Genomic DNA, 22,450 nt, shown 5'->3' with positions numbered 1-22,450 from the left:
CATGGCTATTCTGGATTACACCTTGCCCACAGATGGGTTGGCTGGGTCCTTCATAGACGGGCAATGGCATTGGCCCGCAAGAGGAGAGATGCTGGCAGTTGAAAACCCCTCGCGGCGCGAAACGATCTGCGAGATTGGCCGGGGGACCAAAGTAGAAATAAGCCTTGCCGTTGCCGCCGCTGAGCGGGCGCGCCAGGACTGGGCCGCGCGACCTGCCGCGGAACGCGGCGCAATGCTGACCGAACTGGGCAACCGCCTGACCACACATGCCGAAGAGGTCGCCCGCGTTCTGGCCGCCGAAAGTGGCAATGCGGTCCGCACACAATCACGGGGCGAAGCGATGGGCGCGGCTGGTGTGCTCAAGTATTATGGCGGTGTTGCGGGTGAGCAAAAGGGCGAAACGCTTCCCTTTGGCCCCGGGCTCATGTCGTATTCCACGCGCGAGCCATTGGGCGTTGTCGGCTCGATCATCCCATGGAACTCGCCCTTGCAACTCGGCGCGGTGAAGATTTCCATGGCGCTGGCCACGGGCAATTGCATCGTCCTGAAGCCTGCCGAAGATGCGCCACTCGCCGTTCTGAGGCTGGTTGAGCTGGCTGCCGACATCTTTCCACCAGGTGTCTTCAACGTGGTCACCGGGCTTGGGGAAGAGGCCGGCGCGGCGCTGGTCAATCATCCCGGTATCGCGAAAGTGTCGTTCACCGGATCGTCCGAAGTGGGCAAACTGGTGGCTCATTCCGTGGCGGATCGGGTGGCCAATGTAACGCTTGAACTGGGGGGCAAAAGCCCCTGCATCATCTTTCCCGACGCTTGCGCACCAGAGCGTATCGACGCCACGGCGCAAGGTGTGGTCAATGCCATGCGATTTGCACGTCAGGGGCAAAGCTGCACAGCCGGATCTCGCCTGTTTGTGCATAAATCTGTCTGGGATGACCTGATGCCCTTGGTCGCAGAAAAAGCCGCTGCGATGAAAATCGGCGATGCGCTGGATGAAGACAGCGACATCGGGGCCGTGGTGAATGAAGAACGCTACTCTGAGATTTGTGCCTATGTCGCTGAGGCCGAAGAGCAAGGCGCCACATTCCTGACGGGCGAAACGCCAAAGGCTACAGACAATGGGTTTCATCCGATCCCCACAATCCTGACGGGGCTAGACAATTCTTGGCGGATTGCCCGCGAAGAAGTGTTTGGCCCTGTCCTGGTCGCAATCCCGTGGGAGGATGAGGCCGATATGATCGCGCAGGCCAACGACACGCATTACGGGCTGGCGGCGTTCATTTTCAGCCACGACATGAGCACCGTCATCCGCATGACCCGCGCGCTGGAGGCCGGCTGGGTGCAGGTCAATCAGGGTGGCGGGCAAATCCCCGGGATGTCTTACGGCGGGATCAAGCAATCCGGAATGGGCAGCGAATATTCTATCGAAGGCGCGCTTGAGGCCTATACCTATCGTAAGTGCGTGACCGTGGCGCTGTAGGCATGGAAACAGACCGATTCGGGAACATGATTGACGCTTCGGTCGGCTATGCGCGGGGGCGATATTTGTCCTCCAGCGCGACCGAAATCCGCCGGCTGCGCCATGCGCAAGCGGTAGCGGCAGAGGTCTTGGAAACGCGCGGGGCTGACGGAATTGGGATTTTTACAGGTAACCCGCGTTACTTTCCGCTGAAACCGGATGATCTGTCGACCTATTGCGAAGAATGGGTGGGACCGGGCCTGTTTTCAGCGGAACTGACCCAGGCTGCCATCGCGCATTTTGGGGGCGGGGATACGGTCGCTGTCACCAACCGCACAAGTGCAGGTATTGTGGCGGCCATATTGGCGCTATGCGATGGGCGACCCGTGGTCTCCGTGGTGCCCGATAAGGACCGCAGCCACGCATCGGTTGTGCGCGGATGTCGGCTGGCGGGCGTTGAGCTTGTGGAAATCGAAGGATCGGCGGACCCAGGGCCAGCGATAACCACGCACGCGCCCGCATTGGTGGTGATCACGACTGTCACAAGCACGTTGGCGCGATTGCCGGACGCTGAGACGAGCCGCGCTATAGCTGAGGGGCGGGCCGCGGGCGCCACCGTGTTCTTGGACGAAGCTTATGGCGCGCGTCTGCGCCCGGTGCTGCATGGTGGAGCGCTGAGCCTTTCCATGGGAGCGGACATAGCCATCACGAATGCGGATAAGGCGGGCCTGTGCGGCCCGCGTGCGGGCATCCTTTGTGGGGCGTCCGCGCCGGTACTGGCTACGCTTGCCAAGGCGTCGGAACTGGGCCAGGAGGCACGCGCACCCCTAGCGGCCGGCGCGATGCGCAGCCTGCAGGCCTTTGACCCGGAAGATTTGCGGATCGAGGCAAGCGACGGCGCGTCCATTGCAGAAGCGATGGCCGGGGCCTGGGGTGCAGAGGTTGTGCTGCGGTCTGATTTGGGGCCGATGCTGGATGAAGAGGACGTGTTAGCGCGGGTGCTGTCACTGGCAGGACGGGACAAGACTGACATTGTCCCGGCAGAGGCGACAGCGGCCATCGGTATGCTATTGCTGAAAGAGCACGGCGTTTTGACCGTGAACACCCATGGCGCGCCGGGCGGAAGGGTTTCGCTGCGCCTGAAACCGACCGCCGGAGCTGTGGCCGCTGTGGGTGGGGTTGCCGCTTTGGTGTCGGCGCTGGACTCGGCCACAGAAGAAGTGTCGCACAGGCTTGACGATGACGCGTGGTTCAAGGCGGTTTTGTTCGGAGACGAGTCATGAGCGAATTTGCAAAGTATGATGACAGGCTGGACCGGCTGGTGAACCTCGACCTCGGCAACCGGGGGATCGAGCCGCTCTATGACGCCTCGCGCGCCTTGGCGGGCCAAGCGTTGTGCGGCGCCGCGGCGGATTTGCTGCTTGCCATGCCCGAAAGCGGGACGGCAATCGTCACCACGGGATCCGTGTCGCGGGCGTGGCTGTCTCCGGCTTTGGGCGAAAACGATGGCCCATCCGGGGCGGCGGCCCTCATTCGCGCGCTTTGGCTCGCCCGAAAAGCAACCTGCGTATTGGTGATTGAGGAAACGCTGATCTCGCCCATGGCTGCTACCCTGCAGGCCTGTGGCGTCGCGATCGTGGATCTTGAGACGACGCGCAAGGCCAGTGCGGATGGCTCAATGGCCTGCGCAACCTTGCTGCCGTATCCGGTGACAGATGCCGAGGGCGCCGTTGCGGCGGCCAAGATGCTGAATCAGCTCAAGCCCGATATCATGGTCTCGACCGAACGCGTGGGGCGCAACGAAAACGGCATTTATTACAACATGCGTGGGCGCGACTACGGCTTAGGCCGGGCGCGCATCGACATGCTGTTCGATGCTGCCATGGCGCGAGGTATCCCGACGCTGGCTGTGGGTGATGGCGGCAACGAGATCGGCATGGGGCTGGTCGCCGATATCGTGAAGATCGCCGTTCCCTTTGCTGCCCCCGGCGATTGCGCATGCGGCGGCGGGATCGGCGCGACCTCTGGCGCCGATATCCTGATGACCGCTGCGGTTTCGAATTGGGGCTGCACAGCGATTTGCGCGGCCATGGCCATGCGCACAGGCGACGCCCGCCTGATCCACACCCCAGCGATGGAAGCCCGCCTGTTGAAGGTCATGACCGCCAACGGGCTGATCAATTCTGCCGATGGGATCATCGACCCCCATGTGGACGGCATCAAGGACACCACCCATATCGCGCTGGTGGAAATGGCCGAGGCCATTACCCGCAAAGCGCCGTCATAGCAGAAAGACCCAACCGTGATCACCGAAACACTCCTTCGCAATATCCGCGACCCCATCGCTCATGCGAAAAATTGCCCTGTGACGGGGGCTCTGTTGCAAAGTTTTGGCGGTTGGTGCGCCTGCGTTTAACGTGCGGATGGCTTTCGGTCCCAATTGTAAACGTAAGGTTGAAATTTCCTGATAGCATTGTTGAGCAAGGCCATCGGTTCAACAAATGTCTGGCAAAGCCAATGCTATGGTCTAAGTCCGTCGGTACAAAAATATATGTCCTTGCGGGAATGGAACTGGTCAACATGACCAGCAATTTCAATTCACGCCAGGTCGCTCTTTCCGGTTCAGCAGGTTGCTCAGCTGGTGGGCTAAAAGGATCGCCATTCCCATCGAGGCGGGTCTCAATGAATTTTGCGAGAGACCCATATCCCAGATAGAATGTGCGTCACATTGAGAGGGGCTGAATGCGCTATCTGTTTTTGCAAGTATTGGCGATTGTCGCTTTTGCAGGCGCGCTTTGTGCAGAAAAGAGCGATTATATCGAACTTGCACAGAGAGGATGGGGGTATGAGCTGCGGTCCACGATGCTGGGGCGTGACATGGCGATCCCAGTGCACATCAATGGCCGCGATCAGGCCGGTGCAGCCTTGTGCCTGGTCGGTGAAAAACCGCATCCGCAAACGCTTGTCGTTCTTGATACCTTTCGGGCGTTGCTGAAACACAGCTTCGGCCACCCGACACCCATGCGCTACGCTGGCCCGTCTGCGCGCGATTGTGGAACCGGTCGAACCGTGGTTTTGCGATTGTATTCCGGGTACCCTCCCAATCGGGACCTTTCGTCAGATATCGACTGGCTCAGCGAACTCCACCAGCTTGGTTTGCCTGCGGGTCGAAACTATGTGGTGACATCACCGGCGATGGCACAGACCTTTTTTGGTCATCGGGGGCAGGGGACCCATATCGTGGTCAAACAACCGGCGCATGATCGGCCCAGCAAGCTTGAAAGGGATTTTCACAAATCGATCCTGCTGGAAGAGCTGTTTCAGTCCTTCACCTTTGGCATGGACATCCTGTTATATGACAAATCGTCAGGGTTCTTGTCGAAATTGCAGGAAACGCCGGTAAACTTGCAGCGCCTGCCTTGGAGTTCGCACGACTTTATGCGCGCATTGCTGGCTTCGAACCCAAGCGGTCTTTGTGCGTTTGACATCTTCATGATGCACGCTGTCGCGCAATCCCCGGTGGATCAAACCATAGACCCCGGCTTTATCGAATACATTGACGCCCAATATGATCGGCTATGGGCGCAGGCGGACGAAACCCTCGCCAATCCCAGATTTGCAGCCCTTTTTGATGAAGGCTGCACCAATTCGGTTCGTGTGCCCAGGTAATACCATCTGACGTGTTTTGTCGGGCGGGTGACTCCGGGTAGCCTGAGCGCAGGCAATGCGCCCTCAGAGGCTATGGGAGGACATATGGATACGAGGCCTGAAAACCCGCCACGCGCCATTGCGGGATTGTCCGCGTACCTGTCGCAGGGGCTTATCGGTCACGCGCATCTGGTGGACTCCCTTTTGATCGCGCTGCTGGAAGGTGGCCATCTTCTTGTAGAAGGTCCGCCCGGGCTGGCGAAGACACGGGCGGTCAAATGGCTGTCAAACGCTGTCGAGGGCGGCTTTGCCCGGATTCAATGCACACCTGACCTGATGCCTTCTGATCTGACCGGAACACCAGTCTACCAGCCTCAGGAAGGCCGCTTTGAGTTTGTTCCGGGGCCGGTGTTTCACACGCTGGTGCTGGTTGACGAGATCAACCGCGCGCCGCCAAAGGTGCAGTCCGCCTTGCTGGAGGCCATGGCAGAACATCAGGTTACGGTTGGCAATGAAACATACGCCCTGCCGGATCCCTTTCTGGTCGTGGCGACCCAGAACCCCATTGAACATGATGGAACCTTTCCCTTGCCCGAGGCGCAATTGGACAGGTTTCTTCTGCATGTCGTACTGACATTGCCGGATCTGGAAACGGAGCGTGAGATCCTTGATCTGGTCATCGCCGAAACCCGGAATGGGCCTCCGGACGCGCAGCGGATGACGCTTGAGGAGCTGAAGATTGCCCGTACCGAGGCACAGTCGGTTCACGTCGCGCCAGAATTGCGGGACTATATCGTACGGCTTGTGCTTGCGACCCGTGAAGGTCCGTTTTCCGAATATATTGAACACGCAGTCTCGCCGCGCGGGTCATTGGCTCTGGCCTCCGCATCGCGCGCGCGCGCCTATCTGCGGGGCCGGGATTTCGCCCTGCCTGAAGATGTCGCCGCTGTTGCGCCCGATGCGCTGGCCCACCGCATGGTGCTGACCTGGAGAGCCGTTGCAGATGGGAAAAAGCCGCGCGAGTTGGTGGCCGAAATTCTGAATGCGGTCGAGCCGCTGTGACGGGGGTGCTGGCACATGCGGGGGTTCGCCTGACGACCGAGGCCTTGATTGCATTGCGGCATATCGCATTGACCGACCGTGGCAACCCGACAATGACGGCCCTGCCCGGAGGATTTCTGACCCGAAAGCGCGGGCAGGGCGTCGAGGTTGCAGATGTGCGCGAATATGTGGACGGGGATGACATTCGTCATTTGGATCGCGGAACAACCGCCCGCACGGGGCGTATGCATATCCGGCAGTTTCAGGAGGAACAGGACCGCGTCGCCCTGTTGGTTGCGGATTTTCGTGCACCGATGTTCTGGGGCATCCAGCGGGCGTTTCTGTCAGTCGCTGCCGCCGAAGCCTTGACCCTGATCGGGTGGTTCATGGTTGAAAGCGGCGGGCGTGTTGGTCTTTTGGCGCTTACCGCCGGCGCACCCGTCATCGTACCGTTGAGAGGGAAAACGCGCGGAATGCTGGACGTGATCGGTGGCCTGGTTCAGGCTCATGCGCGCAGTCTGACCGCGCTGCAAAAAGGTGAGGATGAAAGCTGGACGCTGGAACAGGCACTTGCCGGCGTTGAGCGCCTGACGCCGACGGGAGCCGAGATTATCATCGCGTCTGGCTTCGATCAGCAGGGAGAGGGCTTTTCGGACGTGCTGGACCGGCTCGATCATCGCCGCACCCCCAGACTGCTTCTTGTGACCGAAAGCAAAGCGCATGAGATGCCAAGAGGCTGGTATCCGATCCGCCTTTCAGATGGGCGGCAAAAGCGGGTCTATCTGGCCCGGGCAGAGCCTGCCGGTGAACTTGCGTTTCAGCGGGTGGCAGCACATCCCGCGCTTGTCCTGAATGCCAGTGACCCGGTCGAACAAACCTCTCGTCGCATTTCGTCGGTTTTCGCGGCAAGATATGTGGCATGAGTGAGAAAGCACTCTCTGAAGCCACGATGCTGGCCAGCCTGCGGGATATCCATTTGCCCGCCGAGGCCGCAGGCGGGGCGGTTGCGGAATACGCGGCTGTTCTTGGTATCGCGGCGCTGGCCTCGGTCGGCTGTGTCGCCATCTTGCGGTTGCTGAGCGTCAGGACCGCGGCAAACAGGCGGCCGGATCCACCTGATAAATCTGCTGAACAACCGGGGTGGTCCGTGGATCGCCGCAGGGTGGCTCTTTTGCACAAACTGCGCGCTCAGAATCCGAAGCGTTATGCAGAGTTGACGGGTGATCTTTATCAACCCGGCGGCGAACCGGATCTGGCGACCCTGCAAGAGGAGGTCGCGGGTCGTGTTTGAGCTTGCTGACCCTTGGATCTTGCTGGCGCTGCCATTGCCTCTTGTCATCACACGTTTGGTCAAGCCGCGGCCGGTTTTCGAGCGGGGGTTCCCAGTTCCGGACCGCATAGGCGGAATGCTTATGGCGGCCAGCCCACAGGCTCAGGCCAGGACCCGGACTTTGGCGGACCTCCTGATTTTGTGGATCATATGGGGGCTCATGATTTTTGCACTGTCCGGTCCGCGCCAACTGCAACCCGTCAACGCCCTGAAAGTGTCCGGACGGGACCTTGCGATTGTTCTGGATCTTTCGGGATCGATGGTGCGGGAGGATTTTTTTCTCGATGGGCGCCAGATCACTCGTTTGCAAGCGGTGACACGCGTTGGATCCGAGTTCGCCCGACGCCGCGCCGGCGACCGGGTGGCCTTGATTGTTTTCGGATCCGAAGCCTATTTCGCCACGCCTTTCACTTTCGATACCGAGGCTGTCGCGCGACGGATCCAAGAGGCCACGATCGGTATCTCAGGCCGTGCGACAAACATATCCGATGGTCTGGGCCTTGCTTTGAAGCGCCTTGCCAACAGCCAGGCGGCGTCGCGGGTCGTCATTCTGTTGTCGGATGGGGTGAACAACGCGGGCGCTACGAATCCCGGTGGCGTGGCCGAACTGGCGGCCGAGATCGGGGTGCGGGTCCATACGATTGCTCTGGGCCCGAAAGACCTGCAAAGCGCCGAACCTGGTGAGCGCGGCGTCGTCGATGCGACAACCCTGCGCGCCATTGCCGAAATTTCCGGCGGCGAAGCGTTTCGCGTCAAAACCACCGATGATCTTGTCGACGTGACTCAAGCCTTGGATCGGCTGGAAGCGACGGACAGCGCGGGCCTTACGGCCGAGGTCTACCGATCATTTTGGACCTGGCCCGCAGCAATGGCGGCAGCGCTTGCCCTGTTGGCGGCGTGGAGGCAAGCGTGATGATTGAGATGGATGTCACTCTGCTCAGACCGGTCTGGGGGCTTTTGCTGCCTGCCATCTGCGGGGCAGGGTGGTGGTTGCTTTCCCGTGCCGGAGGGTTCGGAGCCTGGGACAAGATCACCGACCCGCAGCTTGTCCAGGCGATGGCCGCGATCGGCCGGATCGAAGGCGGCTCCTTCCCGGTTAAACCAGCCGCCTTGCTTCTGACCGCCGGGATCGTCGCGATTGCCCTGACCGGCCCGGCAATCGAACGGCGCGACGCGCAGACCTATCGCAACCTGGATGGCGTTTTGTTCCTTGTGGATGCATCAGACAGCGTGGCGGAAGACGACCGCTGGCCGCAACTGCTGAGCATGGGGCGTTTGGGTGTCAGTGCGCTTGGGTCCCGCCCCGGCGGCATCATCGTTTACGCGGGTGATGCCTATGTCGCCACGGATATGACCACCGATCACCGCCAATTGGGTCAAACGCTGTCGCTTGTCGACGGTCAGACCGTTCCGGACAAGGGATCGCGACCCGAACGCGCGCTGGCTTTGGCGTTGCAGCGGATGGAAGGGGCGGGCATCCTGGCCGGGGACGTCGTCCTGTTCACTGACGGGGACGGGCTGGGATCACCCTCATTGCAGCGGGTCGCATTGCTTGCCGCACGAGGGGTGCGCGTGTCCTTGGTGTCGGTTCACCCCACGACTGCGCAAATCCAAACCCACGCCGCGCTCGGCGGTGGCGCTGTCTTCACTTTGGACCAGTCAGATGATCTGGCCAATTGGCTGGCAGATGATGCCGCAACCCGCTTGATACGGGCGGACTATCCGGTGCTGTTCTGGCATGATCTGGGGCGGTACTTGCTGTATTTCGCATTGCTCCCCCTGCTGTTTTTGTTCTGGAGGGAAGGGGCATGAGGTGGTTCGCGATTGCAGGTGCCACTTGTATTGCCGTTGCCTTTGCGCTGGGCGGCGCTGCCCCATTTGGCCGCGTCACATTGGCAATCGGTCTGTATCCAATGGCTGCAAAGCTGTTTTCCGACCCTGACTGGCAAGGTGTTGCCTTCTACCGCGCGGGCGTTTTTGACAAAGCGGCCAGTGCTTTCGAGCGCGCCGGGAACCATTACAACCTCGGCAATGCTTACGCCCGGACCGGCCAATTGGCCGCCGCGCTGGAAGCCTATGATCAGGCCATGGCCAGGGGAAACCTGGATGCTCAGGCGAATTTCGATGTGCTGGCCGCCTATTACGCAGGGCAGCAGATCACCCCAGAGGCGTTGAGCCTTTTCCCCGAACGCAAATCCGGCCCCAAGGCCGACAGTTTTGTCGCGCGCGGGAATGCGCGGGCGGCGGGAACCGGCAGTGAGGTCACGAACGCGAACACGATGCTGGGACTGGCGGAATTGGACAGTCGCGGGCAACTGGGCGTGCGCCGCATCTTTGATGACAAGTTCATGGTTGCCGATCTGCGCTGGCTCAATCAGCTTTCCGATGTTCCGGGTGAGTTCATGGCGGCCCGGATCGCACACGAATACAAACGCCGGGCAAAGCTTGGTCTTTCGCCTCCAGAAGCGGAGAACCCGGAATGAAGTGGCTGTTTCTGCTTCTTATTGCATTTCCGATGCAGGTTTTGGCGCAGTCGAAAACAGTGCTGCCGTCCGAGGCGTTGATCGAAGTTGCCATCGAAGACAATGCCCCGGTTCCGTTCACCCAAGAGATGGTGCTGTTGACGATCCGTGGTGTCTATCGTCGGCACATCACGCGCGAAGAGCTGATCCAACCCCGCTTGGATGGGTTCAGCTGGGCGCAACTGGGCCCGGACAGCTGGTCGGAGCAAAGGATCAATGGCCGGAAATACAAAGTGTTCACCCGACGGATGGCGATCTATCCTGTCGAGGCAGGCAAGCTTACAATTGGTCCGTTTGTGCACAGGTTGACCCTGACAGACGAAAATGACGACTGGTTCGAACACGAGATTCAATCAGAGCCGCTGACCATTCAGGTGGCGCAAGCCCCGGCCACTAAGGAGTGGTGGTTTCCGGTTCGCAAATTGCAGATTTCGGATCAGTGGTCGAATGCGCCGGATCAACTTGCGCCGGGTGAGGGGGTCTTGCGCGTCATTCGACTGGAAGCCCTGGGCGCGACGCCCGAGATGATCCCGCCCATGCCCGAGTTGACCTCGCCTTCGGCCCTGATCTTCGCGCATCCTGAGAAACGGCTTGTCGAGCTGACCCCGGAAGGGCCGGTCACCCATGCGTTCTGGCGCTGGACCATACGCCCCTCGAACGACACGTCCGGCATCGTTGAACCCTTGCAATTCAGTTACTTTGATACCGTGGCCCGCGAAACCCGAGAGGTCGTCATCTCACCACAACGCATTGCCTATGGCACGGCCATCGAAAACGCAGGCCTTGGCGGCGCAGAGGCAGATGCGCCACCAGCAACGCTGTTGGGTTGGCCAATGGCCGCAATCGCCATTGTCGTTTTTCTGGCCGGTTTGGGATTGGGGCTGTCCGGTCACAAACTGGCCGTTTCAAGGGCATTGCGCCGCTTTGGGGTTTTTGATCCGTTGGCCCGGGAATTGCGACGCAGTGCCAAGTCTGGTCGCGCAGACAGGCTGCGGCAAGCGGCTTCTGCCATCCTGCGCCGCGACGGCCCTTCATCCAGTCGACTCAAACACATGCAAGACTTTGACAGGCAGTATTTTGATCCCAATGCTGCGGCGCCCGATTTGAACGCGTTTGCCAGGGTCTTCCTCAGGAACCAGACCGGCTGAGTCATCAAGCATTTGTTATCTATGGTATCTTTCGCGTGTCTCAAAATGAAACAGTTGAACTGATCGGGAAATGCTGTACCTTTCCTGTCGGAGGAGAAGCAATGCACATTGCGGGATGCCCTAAACCGGTGGACCAGGTGTCCAGCGTGCTTATCGTGGATGATCATCCGCTGTTCAGCGATGCGTTGGCCGCGGCGTTGCAGCTGAGCTTCGAGAACTGCCGAATTGAAAAAGCCAACACGCTGAAGCAGACACTTGAAATACTTGGCGCAGGCTTCAAGCCCGATCTGATCATGTTCGATCTGAAATTGCCGGACGTAACGGGTATCTCGGGTTTTCAGCAGCTACGGCAGCGCTGTCCGAATGCGCCGGTTCTGGTGATATCGTCCTTGGCATCCGGAGAGCTGGTAAGATCTTTGCTGGACCACGGTGCGATGGGATTTCTGCCGAAAGATACGCCGGCGCAAACCCTGAAACACGCCATTCAGGAGATCACCTCTGGGCGGAGATACGTACCCACCGAATACAACCGCGTCGAAGAGCTGAAGCCCTCCGAAAGCACCGTCTACCAATCCAGCCCCGAGCTTTCATCACTGACGCCGCAGCAGGTCAAAATTCTCAAGCTTATCTGCGTGGGCCAATCCAACAAACAGATTGCATATGAGCTGTCGTTGGCAGAGGCGACGGTCAAGGCACATATCACCGCTTTGCTGCGCCGCCTTGGGGTGCGCAACCGGACCCAGGCCGCTGTTCTGGTCGACTCGGTTGTCGCCAGACAGTCGCGACACGAACCGGAGGTCAAATCCTTTCTTCAACACTAGGGGGGACACATGCGGGATCTGGAGCATGAACCGAATTTCATTGTGATTGGCCGTTCCGATGATTTGGACCCGACGACCGCCGTTGAAGAAGCCTGCGCGGAAATCGATAGTCTGTCGTCCTGCTTTGTCCTGGCCTTTGTCCCCAGCACTCTTGACCCGGCAGAGGTGTCACGTTGCCTGAACAGAAGACTTGCGGGTGTTCCAGTCTTTGGCTGCACCACCGCAGGTCAAATCACGCGATCGGGTTATGAATCGCATGCGCTTTTGCTGTTGGCCTTTCCAAAGTCCAACTTTCGGTGTTCGTCCGTTTTGTTCGAGTCGCTCAGGCCGCTCAATTCAATGGAGATCGCTGCCGCAGCGCAGCGACTGGCCGAAAGATTCCGCCACACGGCGGGGTGGAACAGGCTGGCGCTGGTGTTTACGGATGGATTGTCCAAGCAGGAAGACTTGCTGGTCTCAACGCTGGAAACCGTTCTGGATGGATTGCCGATATTCGGCGGCTCTGCCGGGGACGGCCTTCAATATGAAGAGACGTTCGTTTTTCACGGTGGCAGTGCGCACAACAATGCTGCCGTCCTGTTGCTGATTGAAACCAATCTTGGTTTTCAGGGTATCGGTTTTGATCATTTCCTGCCCATCGGGTCAGAGATCATCATCACCGACGCCAACCCGGAAGAACGCGTGGTGTATGAGATCAACGGGGCGCCGGCAGCGCAGGAATATGCACGATTGGTTGGGTGTGCGGCCGAAGATCTTTCGCCACTGGTATTCGCGGAAAACCCGCTGCTTCTCAGGCAGAACCTCAATTACTATGTGCGTGCCATTCGTGAACCGATGGAGGGGGGATCCCTGTCTTTTCTAGCGGCGATCGATGACGGCCTTATCATGACACTGGGGCGCGGGAAGGAGATCATTGAAACGCTCGAAGCTGGACTGAATGTGCGCGACAACACCGGCGCGGCCCCGGATTTCATTCTTGGATTCGACTGTATTCTGCGGAAACTCGAAATCGAACAGAAGCAGTTGAGCAAACAGGTTTCGGATGTTTTGCAATCCCACCGGGTGGTTGGCTTCAACACCTACGGAGAGCAGCAATCCGGCGTACACATGAACCAGACCTTTGTAGGGGTCGCTTTCTTTGAACCCGAAAAGCGGGAACTGAGCTGACCATGCTTAATCCGGACGACCCGCCAGAGATCCAGATATCCAAACAGGCCAAGATCATTGATGCGCTGATGCGGCGCGCCAACCGTCAGAAAGATGTAGGCCCGTCCGCCTTTCTGGCGTTTCAATCGGCGATAGAGTTGCAGCAGCAGGTGATGAAGCAGAGTCGCGATCTGGAACGCGCGACCACCGAACTTGAAAGCGCCAGATACGAACGCGAACAAACCCGCAAGAGCCTCGTCAAGGCCTTGTCTTCCATGGAAGAAGGGTTTGCGCTGTTCACTGATGGTGAATTGAATCTGTGTAACGAGCTGTTTCAGGCGATCTTCCCGGATATGTCCGATATTGTCGGGCCCGGCCTCAGCCTGGGTCGGTTTTTTCTGTTGGTGCAGAACAGCCCCGAATTCGTATCGTCCGACAATGGCATATCGAAAATGCTGGATACGCTTGAGCGCAATTGCCATACCGGGATGGTGTCCAGCGACGTGATCGAACTGCGTGGGGATCGTTGGTATCAACTCAGCGCACAATACACGTCGCCTCAGAATGTGGTCATTCTGTTGACCGATATCACATCCGTTGTTCGCAGAAACCGTGATGAGAAAGAAACCCTTATCGACCGTCAGGAGGACTACCTTAAGGCGGTTTTCCAAAACATGAGCTCAGGCGTTTGCACGTTTTCATCAGATACTAAGATCATGATGCACAATGCGCGGTTCAGGGAAATACTGAACCTGCCGCTTTCCGTCTTGCAGGCAAATATGCCAGTGCAAACGCTTTTGGATTTGATGCGGGCGCGTGGGTTGATCAAGGCCGATGATGAACTCAGGATCGGCAAATGGCAACACGAGCTGAAAAGCCGAGGCTGGTTGCGCAAACGTGTGCGCGACGGATCAGATCGCGTATTGGACATTCAGGTCAACCAACTGCCGGATGGTGGTTTTCTGGTCGAACTGAAAGACGTGACTTTCGAAGCACGCGCGACCGAAACCCTGGAAAACCGGGTTATGGAACGCACGGCAGAGTTGACCCATGCCAACGCCAAGCTGGTTCAGGAATACGAAGAAAAAGCGCGGGTGGAAGAGGCTCTGCGGATCGCAAAGGAACGCGCCGAAGCTGCGGTTTCTTCCAAGACGCGATTTCTTGCGGCCGCCAGCCACGACCTGCTTCAACCGATCAATGCTGCAAAACTTATGATCTCGACCCTGCTGGAGATCACGCGTGAGACAGAGCTTCATGAGATGATGGAGCGTTTGGATGGTGCGTTTGGATCTGCTGAACAACTGTTGCACTCATTGCTGGATATATCGCGGCTTGAAACCGCTGACCCGGACACGGTCTCACCCACGGAAGTTAGCCTTGCTACGATGATTGCAGGGATACAGGGCGACCAAACGCTGGTGGCCGAGAGCAAGAATGTGACGCTTGATGTGGTTCCGTGTTCGGAAATCGTGAAATCCGACCCGGTCTATCTGTTGCGCTCGATCCAGAATTTGGTCGTGAATGCCATACAGTATACCGAACCGGGTGGTCGGGTTCTGGTGGGGTGCCGCAGGCGCGGCGACAAGGTCATTTTGCAGGTCTGGGATACGGGTATCGGGATCGCACGCAAAGACCAGGAGCGCGTGTTCGAGGAATTCACGCGGGCCGAAAACGTGCCATTGGGGTCCGGCATGGGGCTGGGTTTGTCCGTCGTGGACCGCGCCTGCCGGTTGTTGGGTCATAAGCTGTCGCTGCGGTCCAAACCTGGGATTGGTTCAGTGTTCAGCATAGAAATGGACAGGGTCGAAACCGGGCCAAGCACCATCGAACCCTTGGATCTTCTGGCCAATACGGGCGACGTGCCGTTGGATTTCATCATTCTGGTGATTGAAAACGACCGTGACGTTCTTTTTGGAACAACGCAGTGGCTGGAACAGAACGGCGCCAGTGTTCTGCCGGCCCGGTCACCGAAAGAAGCGCTGCAATTCATAAAAGACATAGGAATGCCCCCGGATATCATTCTGGCCGACTATCAATTGGATGATGGGGAAACTGGCGTGATGGCCATTCACCGGATCCGAGAGATGACGCAGACTCAAGTTCCGGCGATTCTGATCACGGCTGATCGCAGCGAAGCGTTGCGCAAAGACGGATTGCGGCATGAAATTTCGGTTATGGCGAAACCGGTCAAGCTGCCTCGGCTGCGGTCTTTGATCTTTTGGAAAATACAGAATGCCCTGCACGCGCAAACGCTCAACACCGACAAAAGTCGGCGATGACATGGGGCGATTTGCCCATACTCTCATCCTTGGGAGGGCCAGGTCATGAGAAGGCTTCTTTGCGGCATCGCCGTTGTGTTTCTGAGTTTGAATGCCGTATCCGCGGCATCGGTTGATGCCGAGCAAGCCTATGATTTGCTGTTCCAAAATGGCGTTCTGGACACAATCGAACGTGACAAGGAATTGATCTATCAGCGTACCGTCACAAACCGGATAAGACCCGATGCGGCGGAACGTGATACCGGTCTTATCTCTCTCAGTTTTTCGGATGACGGGAACGAGATGGCCCATCTTGAATTTCGCCAAGATGACAAACACCGCGCCATGGGTGTTTTTCCGGCCAGCGTCGGCAATCCGATGATCATGGTTTTCTATGAAAGCGCCATCCGGGATATGGCCGAGTCCGCCGGAGGCAGCCCGTTTTACATCCGAAACCGTATCAAAGATGCGCTGGTTCAACCTGCCGAGATCGTCGAGGGCGAGGCGGCGATTGGTGGCAAAACCATCCCCGTTCGGACCATTTTCATGCGTCCTTTCGCCGAGGATCCGAACCGCGATCGGATGCAAGGGTTCGGAGACCTGGTTCTTCGCGTCACGGTGTCAGAAGAGGTTCCGGGCTGGTATCTGAGCCTTGTGGCGGAGGCTGTTTCCGAACGTGACGGCACGGCCGTTTATCGATCGGAAATGCGGTTTGAAGGAATGCAGGAGGGTCGCGAATGAAAACGTCAGGCCAAATTCGGGAACGCAGCCGCATGACCTTTAAAGCGCTGGTCGCGGGCATTCTGGCAGCGCCCATTGCAGCGTCAGCACAAAGCGTTGCGGATCGGCTCAATGACTACCCGACCGCGGCGCGCGCGGATTACGTGTTTGCATGCATGGTCACCAACGGTCAAACCCGCGAGATGCTGGACAGGTGTTCCTGCTCGATCGATTTGATCGCTTCGATCCTGCCGTATGAGCAATATGAACAGGCGGAAACTGTTCTGTCGATGCGTCGGGTCGGGGGAGAGCGTATGGCGTTTTTTAAAAGCGCGGTACTGGCCGAAAACATGGTGGCTGACCTGCGCCGGGCGCAGGCCGAAGCCGAGGTTGTCTGTTTCCGATAAAAGCAGGCTCGTCCGTCAGCTGGCCGTAGCTTTGGGTAGGTCTTTTTCGAACGTGTTGCCCTCGGTATCCGTTGCCTTGACCGTCAACATGGTCGAGCCGTTGTCATTGTAGGCAAAACGGAAAGCCGGGTTTTCCGAGATCGAGATGCCGCCATCCATCGTGAACAGCAACTCATCCCCCTGCCAGACTTCGATATGGTCGATGAAATGCGCGGGGATGAACAGTTGCGTGACCTGGTCGCGTTGCAGGCCGGAATAGTTCGGGTGGCGGATCATGATTTGAGCTTCTCGGCGTGATGTTGAAATCTGCGCCTCTTCCCCGAAGCTGCGCAGCTTCATCTTGCCCATGGACGCCAATGCGACCTCTGGGTCTTTGCTGGCCGGTGCCGAACAGCCGCCCGATGCTTTGACAAACCGGCCTGTCATTTGAAGCCCGTCAGGCGTTTCAGCGATCACGCGGACATTCGAATATTGGTTCACGCGAACGCGCATCTCGAAATCCAACTGACCCATGGCCGGTGAAAAGCTGAAGACGCCTGCGATCGGGGCCGGGTTTTCGTCGATCACGACTGTAGCAGCGGAAATCCGGACATCGGGATCAAGCTGTTTCAAAACGATCGGCACCGTTGCGGCATCATGCGCCCGGTAAGGGGCGTCCAGCGCAAGCAGCGTGTCCGCGTTCCCGATCTGGGCGTCGCCCACGACATCGTATTGCAGGTCCTTCCAGGTTTCGCTGTCGACCAGCGGATTTTTGATCGGCTGCTGTGCCCATGCCGGCAGGGACAGCGCAAGAGAAAGGATCGCTGCGGGTGCTAGTGCTTTGGCCATGGTGTCTCCTCCGGCAACCGGTGGCCGAGAATGTGCCACAAAATGCGGGGAAAATACATGCCGACGAAAGGCGCGGTGGTTCGGGCAGAGATCTATGCCAATGTTCCGGTCGGAGGGCTGCCATGTTTGAAGCCGTGATTTTGCTATGCGTCCAGGTTGCGACAGAGCCTTGCAGAGAACAACTTTTGCCGGGTTACGAAGCCCGATCCCAGGCTGAATGCGAGCAGAAGCTGATAACAACTCCTCCGCCGCTGTCAGATTGGCGCAGCGGTGCGCCCTATTGTCAACCCATTGGCCAGGCTCTGGAATTTGAAGAAGCTGCGCCGGGTCTGTTCGTGCATCGCGGCTTGATAGCGGAACCCGACGCGGACAATCTGGGCGACGTGTCCAATATCGGGTTTGTCATTGGCCAGGACAGTGTCGCCGTGATTGATACGGGAACGGCACCATGGATAGGCGAGGCTGTCTGGCGGGCCATTCGGGCCGAGACGGACAAGCCGGTCAGTCACGTAATTTTGACTCACATGCATCCCGATCACACATTGGGCACAGAGCCTTTGGTCCTTTCAGGTGCGCAGGTTGTTGGCCATGTGGGGCTGGAGCGAGCGTTGCTGGACCGGTTGGGCAACTATGTCGAAAGCCTGAGCGCCGCGATCGGCGAAAGCGCCTATGTGGGCGTCGGGCCGATTTCCGTCGACATCGCCGTCGAAACCACGCACGAGATTGATCTGGGTGGGCGCAAACTGATCCTGCGGGCCTGGCCGCGGGCACATACCGGGAATGACTTGACCGTCATGGATGCAAACACCGGCGTCATGTTCACCGGCGATCTTGTATTTCACCGGCACACCCCGGCATTAGATGGTCAACTGATCGGCTGGCAACGCGTCTTGAAACAGATGACCGGGCTTGAGGTCACCCAAATCGTGCCGGGCCATGGTGGGCCGATCCTGGCGTGGCCTGAAGGGGCCGAGGATATGATGCGCTATTTGAACGTACTGGAAAGCGACACGCGCGAAGCAATCGACAGTGGTCAGCGGTTGGGGGATGCGGTTGAAACGATCGCTCAGGAAGAAGCGGTGCACTGGGACTTGTTTGACGCCTACAACCCGCGCAATGCAACGGTCGCATTCACCGAACTTGAATGGGAATAGCCCGGTCAGCGAATGGCCCGATCCAGGTTTTTCGCTTCGTTCAGATTGGCCTGATCTGCGCCCTGAACATCAGTCAGCCGCGTTGCCGTCAAATCGGCATTCGTAAAATCGGCACCGGACAAAGTGGCCCCTGTCAGGTCCGCCCCGCCCAATGTTGCCATCGACAAATCGGCATTGGTGAAATTGGCGTTGGGCAATTTGGCAAATTCCAGATCGGCGCGGGACATTTGCGCATCAGTGAAATCCACGTCCGATCCACGAGCCGAGGACAGAACGCCGCGCATAAGCCCCATGGATTGGTTGCGCATGTCGGCCGAAAAATCCGCCCCTTTGAATACTGCCCGGTTCAGATTGGCCTTGGTAAAGTCGGCGGCTGTTCTGGCGTTTGTGAAATCCGTATCGCTCAGATCGGCCCGGCTGAGCTGAGTCTGGAACAGCTCGGCCCTGACAAGAGATGCGCCTGAAAGGTTGGCACCGATCATCCAGGATTGGCTGAGAATCGCGCCGTCCAGAGTGGATCCCGACAAATTGGTGCCGTTCAATGATGTCGCTCGCAGGATCGCGTTGCTGAAATCCAACCCGGACAAGTCGAGATTGTTCAGCCAAACCCTGGTGAAATCGGCAGGGGCGTCGGCCGTGGCAGCCGCAAGTCGGGCCACGACATCGGCGCGGGTCATTTGCGCTTGGGTCATTTTGGGCAGGGTCATGTCAACGCCGCTGAGTGGGGACTGGCCCAGGGCCGAGAGGGGCGACAGCGTCAGAAAGATGATCAATACGTGTTTCATGTGTCCCTCCTTCCTCCGCCGGCGCTGCGTCAACCCTGGTCTGAGGTCAATTGTTGCAGCATTTGCGAAATCGCGAACAGGCGCCGTTCGATGATTTGCGGCGTTTCACACAGATAGGTGATCGAGCGTTGACGGTCAGAATAGATAAGCTGATCCCAATCCAGCTGCTCTTCCAGGGCGTCAACGCGGTCATAGTCGGGCGGGTCGGAAGACAGGGCTTGGTCCATTTCCACCCTGGCCAGATCAATCTTTTCGGCCAGATCGATCTGCTTCAGCGAAAACTCTCCGATCCCCGCGATGATGTGCTTGCGCCTTTTGGACAAGGTGTCAAAGACGCGCTGGAACACCTGACCCAGAATATCCGGATCCCCGTTGTACCGCGCGGCAAACTCTGCAACCTGGGGCCGAAGGTCTTCCAGTTCGATCCGCCTCAGGGCCAACAGCCCGGCGATTTCGTCGATGTCGGTACTGTTTTCAGCGGTTTCGCCGTCAACAACCTGATATGGCCACATGAGGCCCAGCGACAGGTCCTCGACCTTGCGCTGAATGCACGGCCACGTTGGATCGGAGAAATCCGCAGCCAAGCCAGGGCCAGCCGCACCCAGACAGGCCAGCGCCAAAACAATCAGCTTGCCGTTTGACATCACAGCTTTCCTCCACGCGGACATCATGCATGAAATGTGCGCGCGAAGTCCATTCAACCCAATACACACCATTGTCTTAATTGTTTGCACGTGGTGCTCGCCCCCATACTCGACCCAAGCTGCCGGACTGCGGTTGATTCCGGTGCCATGGGAGGACAGACGGAGATGAGAACACGCGCGGCGGTTGCTGTGGCGGCAGGCCAACCTCTGGAAATCATGGAGGTTGAGCTGGATGGCCCGAAAGCAGGTGAAGTCCTGATCGAGGTCAAGGCGACCGGTCTATGTCATACGGATGAGTTTACCCGTTCCGGAGATGACCCCGAAGGGATTTTCCCTGCAATTCTGGGCCATGAAGGTGCCGGGGTTGTTCTGGAGGTCGGGGAAGGCGTTACCAGCCTTGCCGTCGGGGATCACGTGATCCCGCTGTACACACCAGAGTGCCGCGAATGCGAATATTGCCTGAACCCCAAGACGAACCTGTGTCAGAAAGTGCGGGCGACTCAGGGTGCCGGCCTGTTGCCGGATGGAACGACGCGGTTCAGCATGTTGGATGGCACACCGATCCACCACTACATGGGCTGTTCGACGTTTGCCAATCACACCGTTGTGCCCGAGATAGCGTTGGCCAAGGTGCGCAAGGACGCGCCGTTTGACAAGATTTGTTACATCGGCTGCGGCGTGACCACCGGCATAGGGGCCGTCATCAACACCGCCAAGGTCGAAATTGGGTCGCGCTGCGTGGTCTTTGGTCTGGGCGGAATTGGCCTGAACGTCATTCAGGGCTGTCGCATGGCGGGCTGTGATCAGATCGTTGGTGTCGACCTGAACGACGGCAAGGCCGAAATGGCGACTCATTTCGGTATGACCGATTTCGTGAACCCCTCGAACGTCAGTGGTGATATCGTGGCGCATCTGGTCGAACTGACCGGCGGCGGTGCGGATTATACCTTTGACGCGACCGGCAATGTCGGCGTGATGCGGACCGCTTTGGAATGCGCACACAAAGGTTGGGGTGAAAGCATCATCATCGGTGTGGCACCCGCTGGCGCCGAGATTTCAACACGTCCGTTCCAGCTGGTCACCGGCCGGTCATGGCGCGGAACCGCGTTCGGCGGTGTCAAGGGCCGGACGGATGTTCCGAAGATCGTGGATTGGTACATGGCCGGGAAGATCGAGATCGACCCCATGATCACGCACAAGCTGACGCTTGATGAAATCAACCACGGCTTTGACCTGATGCACCAGGGTAAGTCGATCCGCGCGGTCGTGGAGTACTGACATGGGTTTGAAAGTTATCTCGCAAAACCGCAGTTTCGGAGGGGAACAGACCGTGTACTCCCACTCGTCCGAGACCTGTGATTGCGAGATGACCTTTGCCGTCTACCTGCCGCCTCAGGCCAAATCCGGCCCGGTGCCGGTGTTGTGGTACTTATCCGGCCTGACCTGCACTCATGAAAACGCGATGACCAAAGGTGGATTTCAGGAGGCGGCCGCGGATTACGGTGTCGCGGTTGTATTTCCCGATACGTCCCCGCGTGGCGACAATGTTGCCGATGATGACGCCTATGACCTGGGGCAGGGGGCCGGGTTTTACGTGAACGCCACCCGGGACCCGTGGCGGGCCCATTTCAGGATGTATGACTACATCGTCGACGAACTGCGCGACATTGTACTGAAGAATTTCCCCGTGCAGGATCGCCACGGAATCACGGGCCATTCCATGGGTGGACATGGTGCGATTACGATCGCGATACGCAACGCCGACAAATTCGGGTCTCTTTCGGCATTTGCGCCGATTGCGCACCCGACGCGGTCGGATTGGGGCCGTAAGCAGCTCAGCAGCTATCTGGGTGACGACGAAAACACCTGGGTCGCGCATGACGCCACGCTGCTGCTGGAAGAGCACGGCTGGAAAGGTGACCTGCTGATCGATCAGGGCGCGGATGATCAGTTCCTTGATCTGCTCAAACCCGAAGCTCTGGCCAACATGATGGCCAAGCGCCGCCAGCCCGGACAGATCAGAATCCAGGAGGGGTATGACCATTCGTATTTCTTCGTGAACAGTTTTGCGCGCGACCATGTCGAATGGCACGCGGAACGTCTCAGCCAATGAAAATAACAAGGAAAGATTGATAGTGATCAGAACGGTATTCGCAGCAACCTGCCTCATGCTTTCCCCCGCCTTCGCAAGTGCCGATGGCGACCCCGAAGCGGGTGAGAAGGTCTTTCGCAAGTGCAAGGCCTGCCATGCGGTGGGCGAGGGGGCTGAAAACAAGGTGGGGCCGATGCTGAACGGCATTGTTGGACGTCAGGCCGCAACCGTCGAAGGGTTTGGCTATTCACCGGTGTTGATTTCGCTGTCCGAAGAAGGGCTGGTTTGGACACCCGAAGAACTGGACGCGTTTCTGACGAAACCGCGCGACTATGCGAAGGGGATCAAGATGACCTTCGCCGGGCTGCGAAAAGAGGACGATCGGGCCAATATCATCGCATATCTTGCGACCTTTGAGGACAGCGGGTCGTAGGAGATCGCATTGCTCTC

At 58.5% G+C, this 22,450-nt stretch carries 23 protein-coding genes; 20 read left to right on the top strand and 3 right to left on the bottom strand.

The features are described from left to right. Position 1: 1 nt before the first annotated feature. From GS614_RS10540 to GS614_RS10465, 16 genes are all read left to right on the top strand, one after another. Complete coding sequence (locus GS614_RS10540; RefSeq protein WP_171726222.1) at positions 2-1,477, top strand: aldehyde dehydrogenase family protein; 1,476 nt, start codon at positions 2-4, stop codon at positions 1,475-1,477. Positions 1,478-1,479: 2 nt separating this feature from the next. Next, positions 1,480-2,739: an aminotransferase class I/II-fold pyridoxal phosphate-dependent enzyme gene (locus GS614_RS10535; protein WP_171726221.1), complete on the top strand. Its 1,260-nt coding sequence runs from the start codon at positions 1,480-1,482 to the stop codon at positions 2,737-2,739. Further along, entirely contained in the window at positions 2,736-3,743 is a 1,008-nt protein-coding gene (locus tag GS614_RS10530; protein WP_171726220.1) for a glutamate cyclase domain-containing protein, read from the top strand. The genes GS614_RS10535 and GS614_RS10530 overlap by 4 nt, the downstream gene beginning before the upstream one ends. Positions 3,744-4,198: 455 nt before the next feature. Beyond that, positions 4,199-5,125, top strand: a complete 927-nt coding sequence (locus GS614_RS10525; protein ID WP_171726219.1) for a hypothetical protein — start codon at positions 4,199-4,201, stop codon at positions 5,123-5,125. Between the two features lie 84 nt (positions 5,126-5,209). After that, the gene (locus GS614_RS10520) at positions 5,210-6,166 is read left to right on the top strand and encodes a MoxR family ATPase (protein WP_171170130.1); all 957 of its coding nucleotides are present in this window, start codon (positions 5,210-5,212) and stop codon (positions 6,164-6,166) included. A 5-nt stretch (positions 6,167-6,171) separates the two neighbouring features. Next, positions 6,172-7,068 carry a DUF58 domain-containing protein gene (locus GS614_RS10515; protein ID WP_371809395.1) on the top strand — a complete coding sequence of 299 codons (897 nt, stop codon included), beginning with the start codon at positions 6,172-6,174 and terminating at the stop codon, positions 7,066-7,068. Beyond that, positions 7,065-7,436 carry a hypothetical protein gene (locus GS614_RS10510; RefSeq protein ID WP_171118282.1) on the top strand — a complete coding sequence of 124 codons (372 nt, stop codon included), beginning with the start codon at positions 7,065-7,067 and terminating at the stop codon, positions 7,434-7,436. The genes GS614_RS10515 and GS614_RS10510 overlap by 4 nt, the downstream gene beginning before the upstream one ends. Continuing rightward, a complete protein-coding gene (locus tag GS614_RS10505) occupies positions 7,429-8,388 on the top strand; it encodes a VWA domain-containing protein (protein ID WP_171726218.1) in 960 nt (319 codons plus the stop codon). The genes GS614_RS10510 and GS614_RS10505 overlap by 8 nt, the downstream gene beginning before the upstream one ends. Beyond that, positions 8,388-9,287 carry a VWA domain-containing protein gene (locus tag GS614_RS10500; protein ID WP_171726217.1) on the top strand — a complete coding sequence of 300 codons (900 nt, stop codon included), beginning with the start codon at positions 8,388-8,390 and terminating at the stop codon, positions 9,285-9,287. The genes GS614_RS10505 and GS614_RS10500 overlap by 1 nt, the downstream gene beginning before the upstream one ends. Then, entirely contained in the window at positions 9,284-9,958 is a 675-nt protein-coding gene (locus GS614_RS10495) for a tetratricopeptide repeat protein (RefSeq protein ID WP_171726216.1), read from the top strand. The genes GS614_RS10500 and GS614_RS10495 overlap by 4 nt, the downstream gene beginning before the upstream one ends. Next, entirely contained in the window at positions 9,955-11,145 is a 1,191-nt protein-coding gene (locus tag GS614_RS10490) for a BatD family protein (protein ID WP_171726215.1), read from the top strand. Before GS614_RS10495 ends, GS614_RS10490 begins: the two co-directional genes overlap by 4 nt. A 101-nt stretch (positions 11,146-11,246) precedes the next feature. Then, complete coding sequence (locus GS614_RS10485) at positions 11,247-11,966, top strand: response regulator transcription factor (RefSeq protein ID WP_171118293.1); 720 nt, start codon at positions 11,247-11,249, stop codon at positions 11,964-11,966. Between the two features lie 9 nt (positions 11,967-11,975). Continuing rightward, on the top strand, positions 11,976-13,133 hold the full coding sequence (locus tag GS614_RS10480; protein WP_171726214.1) for an FIST N-terminal domain-containing protein: 1,158 nt from the start codon (positions 11,976-11,978) through the stop codon (positions 13,131-13,133). Between the two features lie 2 nt (positions 13,134-13,135). Continuing rightward, positions 13,136-15,391 (top strand): PAS-domain containing protein, encoded by a 2,256-nt coding sequence (locus tag GS614_RS10475; protein ID WP_171232387.1) that lies wholly within the window; start codon positions 13,136-13,138, stop codon positions 15,389-15,391. A gap of 45 nt (positions 15,392-15,436) precedes the next feature. After that, complete coding sequence (locus tag GS614_RS10470; RefSeq protein ID WP_171726213.1) at positions 15,437-16,111, top strand: hypothetical protein; 675 nt, start codon at positions 15,437-15,439, stop codon at positions 16,109-16,111. Positions 16,112-16,143: 32 nt separating this feature from the next. Beyond that, on the top strand, positions 16,144-16,497 hold the full coding sequence (locus GS614_RS10465) for a hypothetical protein (RefSeq protein WP_171229304.1): 354 nt from the start codon (positions 16,144-16,146) through the stop codon (positions 16,495-16,497). A 15-nt stretch (positions 16,498-16,512) separates the two neighbouring features. Here the strand turns inward: GS614_RS10465 and GS614_RS10460 are convergent, their stop codons facing one another. Continuing rightward, positions 16,513-17,325 carry a quinoprotein dehydrogenase-associated SoxYZ-like carrier gene (locus GS614_RS10460; protein ID WP_171726212.1) on the bottom strand — a complete coding sequence of 271 codons (813 nt, stop codon included), beginning with the start codon at positions 17,323-17,325 and terminating at the stop codon, positions 16,513-16,515. 122 nt (positions 17,326-17,447) lie between these two features. Here GS614_RS10460 and GS614_RS10455 point away from each other — a divergent pair, with 122 nt between their 5' ends. Next, on the top strand, positions 17,448-18,479 hold the full coding sequence (locus tag GS614_RS10455; RefSeq protein WP_171726211.1) for a quinoprotein relay system zinc metallohydrolase 2: 1,032 nt from the start codon (positions 17,448-17,450) through the stop codon (positions 18,477-18,479). A gap of 5 nt (positions 18,480-18,484) precedes the next feature. Here the strand turns inward: GS614_RS10455 and GS614_RS10450 are convergent, their stop codons facing one another. Both GS614_RS10450 and GS614_RS10445 read right to left on the bottom strand, forming a co-directional pair. After that, the gene (locus GS614_RS10450; protein WP_171726210.1) at positions 18,485-19,264 is read right to left on the bottom strand and encodes a pentapeptide repeat-containing protein; all 780 of its coding nucleotides are present in this window, start codon (positions 19,262-19,264) and stop codon (positions 18,485-18,487) included. A 29-nt stretch (positions 19,265-19,293) separates the two neighbouring features. Then, positions 19,294-19,908 carry a hypothetical protein gene (locus GS614_RS10445; protein WP_171118309.1) on the bottom strand — a complete coding sequence of 205 codons (615 nt, stop codon included), beginning with the start codon at positions 19,906-19,908 and terminating at the stop codon, positions 19,294-19,296. A 165-nt stretch (positions 19,909-20,073) separates the two neighbouring features. Here GS614_RS10445 and GS614_RS10440 point away from each other — a divergent pair, with 165 nt between their 5' ends. Genes GS614_RS10440 through GS614_RS10430 form a run of 3 tightly spaced genes read left to right on the top strand, consistent with a single transcriptional unit; the run spans position 20,074 to position 22,433 of the window. Next, the gene (locus GS614_RS10440; protein WP_171726209.1) at positions 20,074-21,186 is read left to right on the top strand and encodes an S-(hydroxymethyl)glutathione dehydrogenase/class III alcohol dehydrogenase; all 1,113 of its coding nucleotides are present in this window, start codon (positions 20,074-20,076) and stop codon (positions 21,184-21,186) included. Position 21,187: 1 nt separating this feature from the next. Continuing rightward, positions 21,188-22,021, top strand: a complete 834-nt coding sequence (fghA, locus tag GS614_RS10435; RefSeq protein WP_216601148.1) for an S-formylglutathione hydrolase — start codon at positions 21,188-21,190, stop codon at positions 22,019-22,021. 55 nt (positions 22,022-22,076) lie between these two features. Beyond that, a complete protein-coding gene (locus GS614_RS10430; RefSeq protein ID WP_171118314.1) occupies positions 22,077-22,433 on the top strand; it encodes a cytochrome c family protein in 357 nt (118 codons plus the stop codon). The last annotated feature ends 17 nt before the right edge of the window (positions 22,434-22,450 follow it).

The sequence above is a fragment of the Ruegeria sp. HKCCD6604 genome (assembly GCF_013110635.1).
GTDB lineage: Bacteria > Pseudomonadota > Alphaproteobacteria > Rhodobacterales > Rhodobacteraceae > Ruegeria.
The sequence above is the reverse complement of the archived record's forward strand: the minus strand, read 5'-3'. Positions and strand labels throughout refer to the sequence as shown.

Excerpts from the sequence above, each read along its gene's own strand:
- fghA (WP_216601148.1), top strand. The coding sequence starts at position 21,188 with ATGGGTTTGAAAGTTATCTCGCAAAACCGCAGTTTCGGAGGGGAACAG.
- GS614_RS10485 (WP_171118293.1), top strand. The coding sequence starts at position 11,247 with ATGCACATTGCGGGATGCCCTAAACCGGTGGACCAGGTGTCCAGCGTG.
- GS614_RS10475 (WP_171232387.1), top strand. The coding sequence starts at position 13,136 with ATGCTTAATCCGGACGACCCGCCAGAGATCCAGATATCCAAACAGGCC.
- GS614_RS10430 (WP_171118314.1), top strand. The coding sequence starts at position 22,077 with ATGCTTTCCCCCGCCTTCGCAAGTGCCGATGGCGACCCCGAAGCGGGT.
- GS614_RS10470 (WP_171726213.1), top strand. The coding sequence starts at position 15,437 with ATGAGAAGGCTTCTTTGCGGCATCGCCGTTGTGTTTCTGAGTTTGAAT.
- GS614_RS10445 (WP_171118309.1), bottom strand. The coding sequence starts at position 19,908 with ATGTCAAACGGCAAGCTGATTGTTTTGGCGCTGGCCTGTCTGGGTGCG.
- GS614_RS10460 (WP_171726212.1), bottom strand. The coding sequence starts at position 17,325 with ATGGCCAAAGCACTAGCACCCGCAGCGATCCTTTCTCTTGCGCTGTCC.
- GS614_RS10540 (WP_171726222.1), top strand. The coding sequence starts at position 2 with ATGGCTATTCTGGATTACACCTTGCCCACAGATGGGTTGGCTGGGTCC.
- GS614_RS10520 (WP_171170130.1), top strand. The coding sequence starts at position 5,210 with ATGGATACGAGGCCTGAAAACCCGCCACGCGCCATTGCGGGATTGTCC.
- GS614_RS10510 (WP_171118282.1), top strand. The coding sequence starts at position 7,065 with ATGAGTGAGAAAGCACTCTCTGAAGCCACGATGCTGGCCAGCCTGCGG.
- GS614_RS10525 (WP_171726219.1), top strand. The coding sequence starts at position 4,199 with ATGCGCTATCTGTTTTTGCAAGTATTGGCGATTGTCGCTTTTGCAGGC.
- GS614_RS10500 (WP_171726217.1), top strand. The coding sequence starts at position 8,388 with ATGATTGAGATGGATGTCACTCTGCTCAGACCGGTCTGGGGGCTTTTG.
- GS614_RS10495 (WP_171726216.1), top strand. The coding sequence starts at position 9,284 with ATGAGGTGGTTCGCGATTGCAGGTGCCACTTGTATTGCCGTTGCCTTT.
- GS614_RS10465 (WP_171229304.1), top strand. The coding sequence starts at position 16,144 with ATGACCTTTAAAGCGCTGGTCGCGGGCATTCTGGCAGCGCCCATTGCA.
- GS614_RS10440 (WP_171726209.1), top strand. The coding sequence starts at position 20,074 with ATGAGAACACGCGCGGCGGTTGCTGTGGCGGCAGGCCAACCTCTGGAA.
- GS614_RS10455 (WP_171726211.1), top strand. The coding sequence starts at position 17,448 with ATGTTTGAAGCCGTGATTTTGCTATGCGTCCAGGTTGCGACAGAGCCT.
- GS614_RS10535 (WP_171726221.1), top strand. The coding sequence starts at position 1,480 with ATGGAAACAGACCGATTCGGGAACATGATTGACGCTTCGGTCGGCTAT.
- GS614_RS10450 (WP_171726210.1), bottom strand. The coding sequence starts at position 19,264 with ATGAAACACGTATTGATCATCTTTCTGACGCTGTCGCCCCTCTCGGCC.
- GS614_RS10480 (WP_171726214.1), top strand. The coding sequence starts at position 11,976 with ATGCGGGATCTGGAGCATGAACCGAATTTCATTGTGATTGGCCGTTCC.
- GS614_RS10490 (WP_171726215.1), top strand. The coding sequence starts at position 9,955 with ATGAAGTGGCTGTTTCTGCTTCTTATTGCATTTCCGATGCAGGTTTTG.
- GS614_RS10530 (WP_171726220.1), top strand. The coding sequence starts at position 2,736 with ATGAGCGAATTTGCAAAGTATGATGACAGGCTGGACCGGCTGGTGAAC.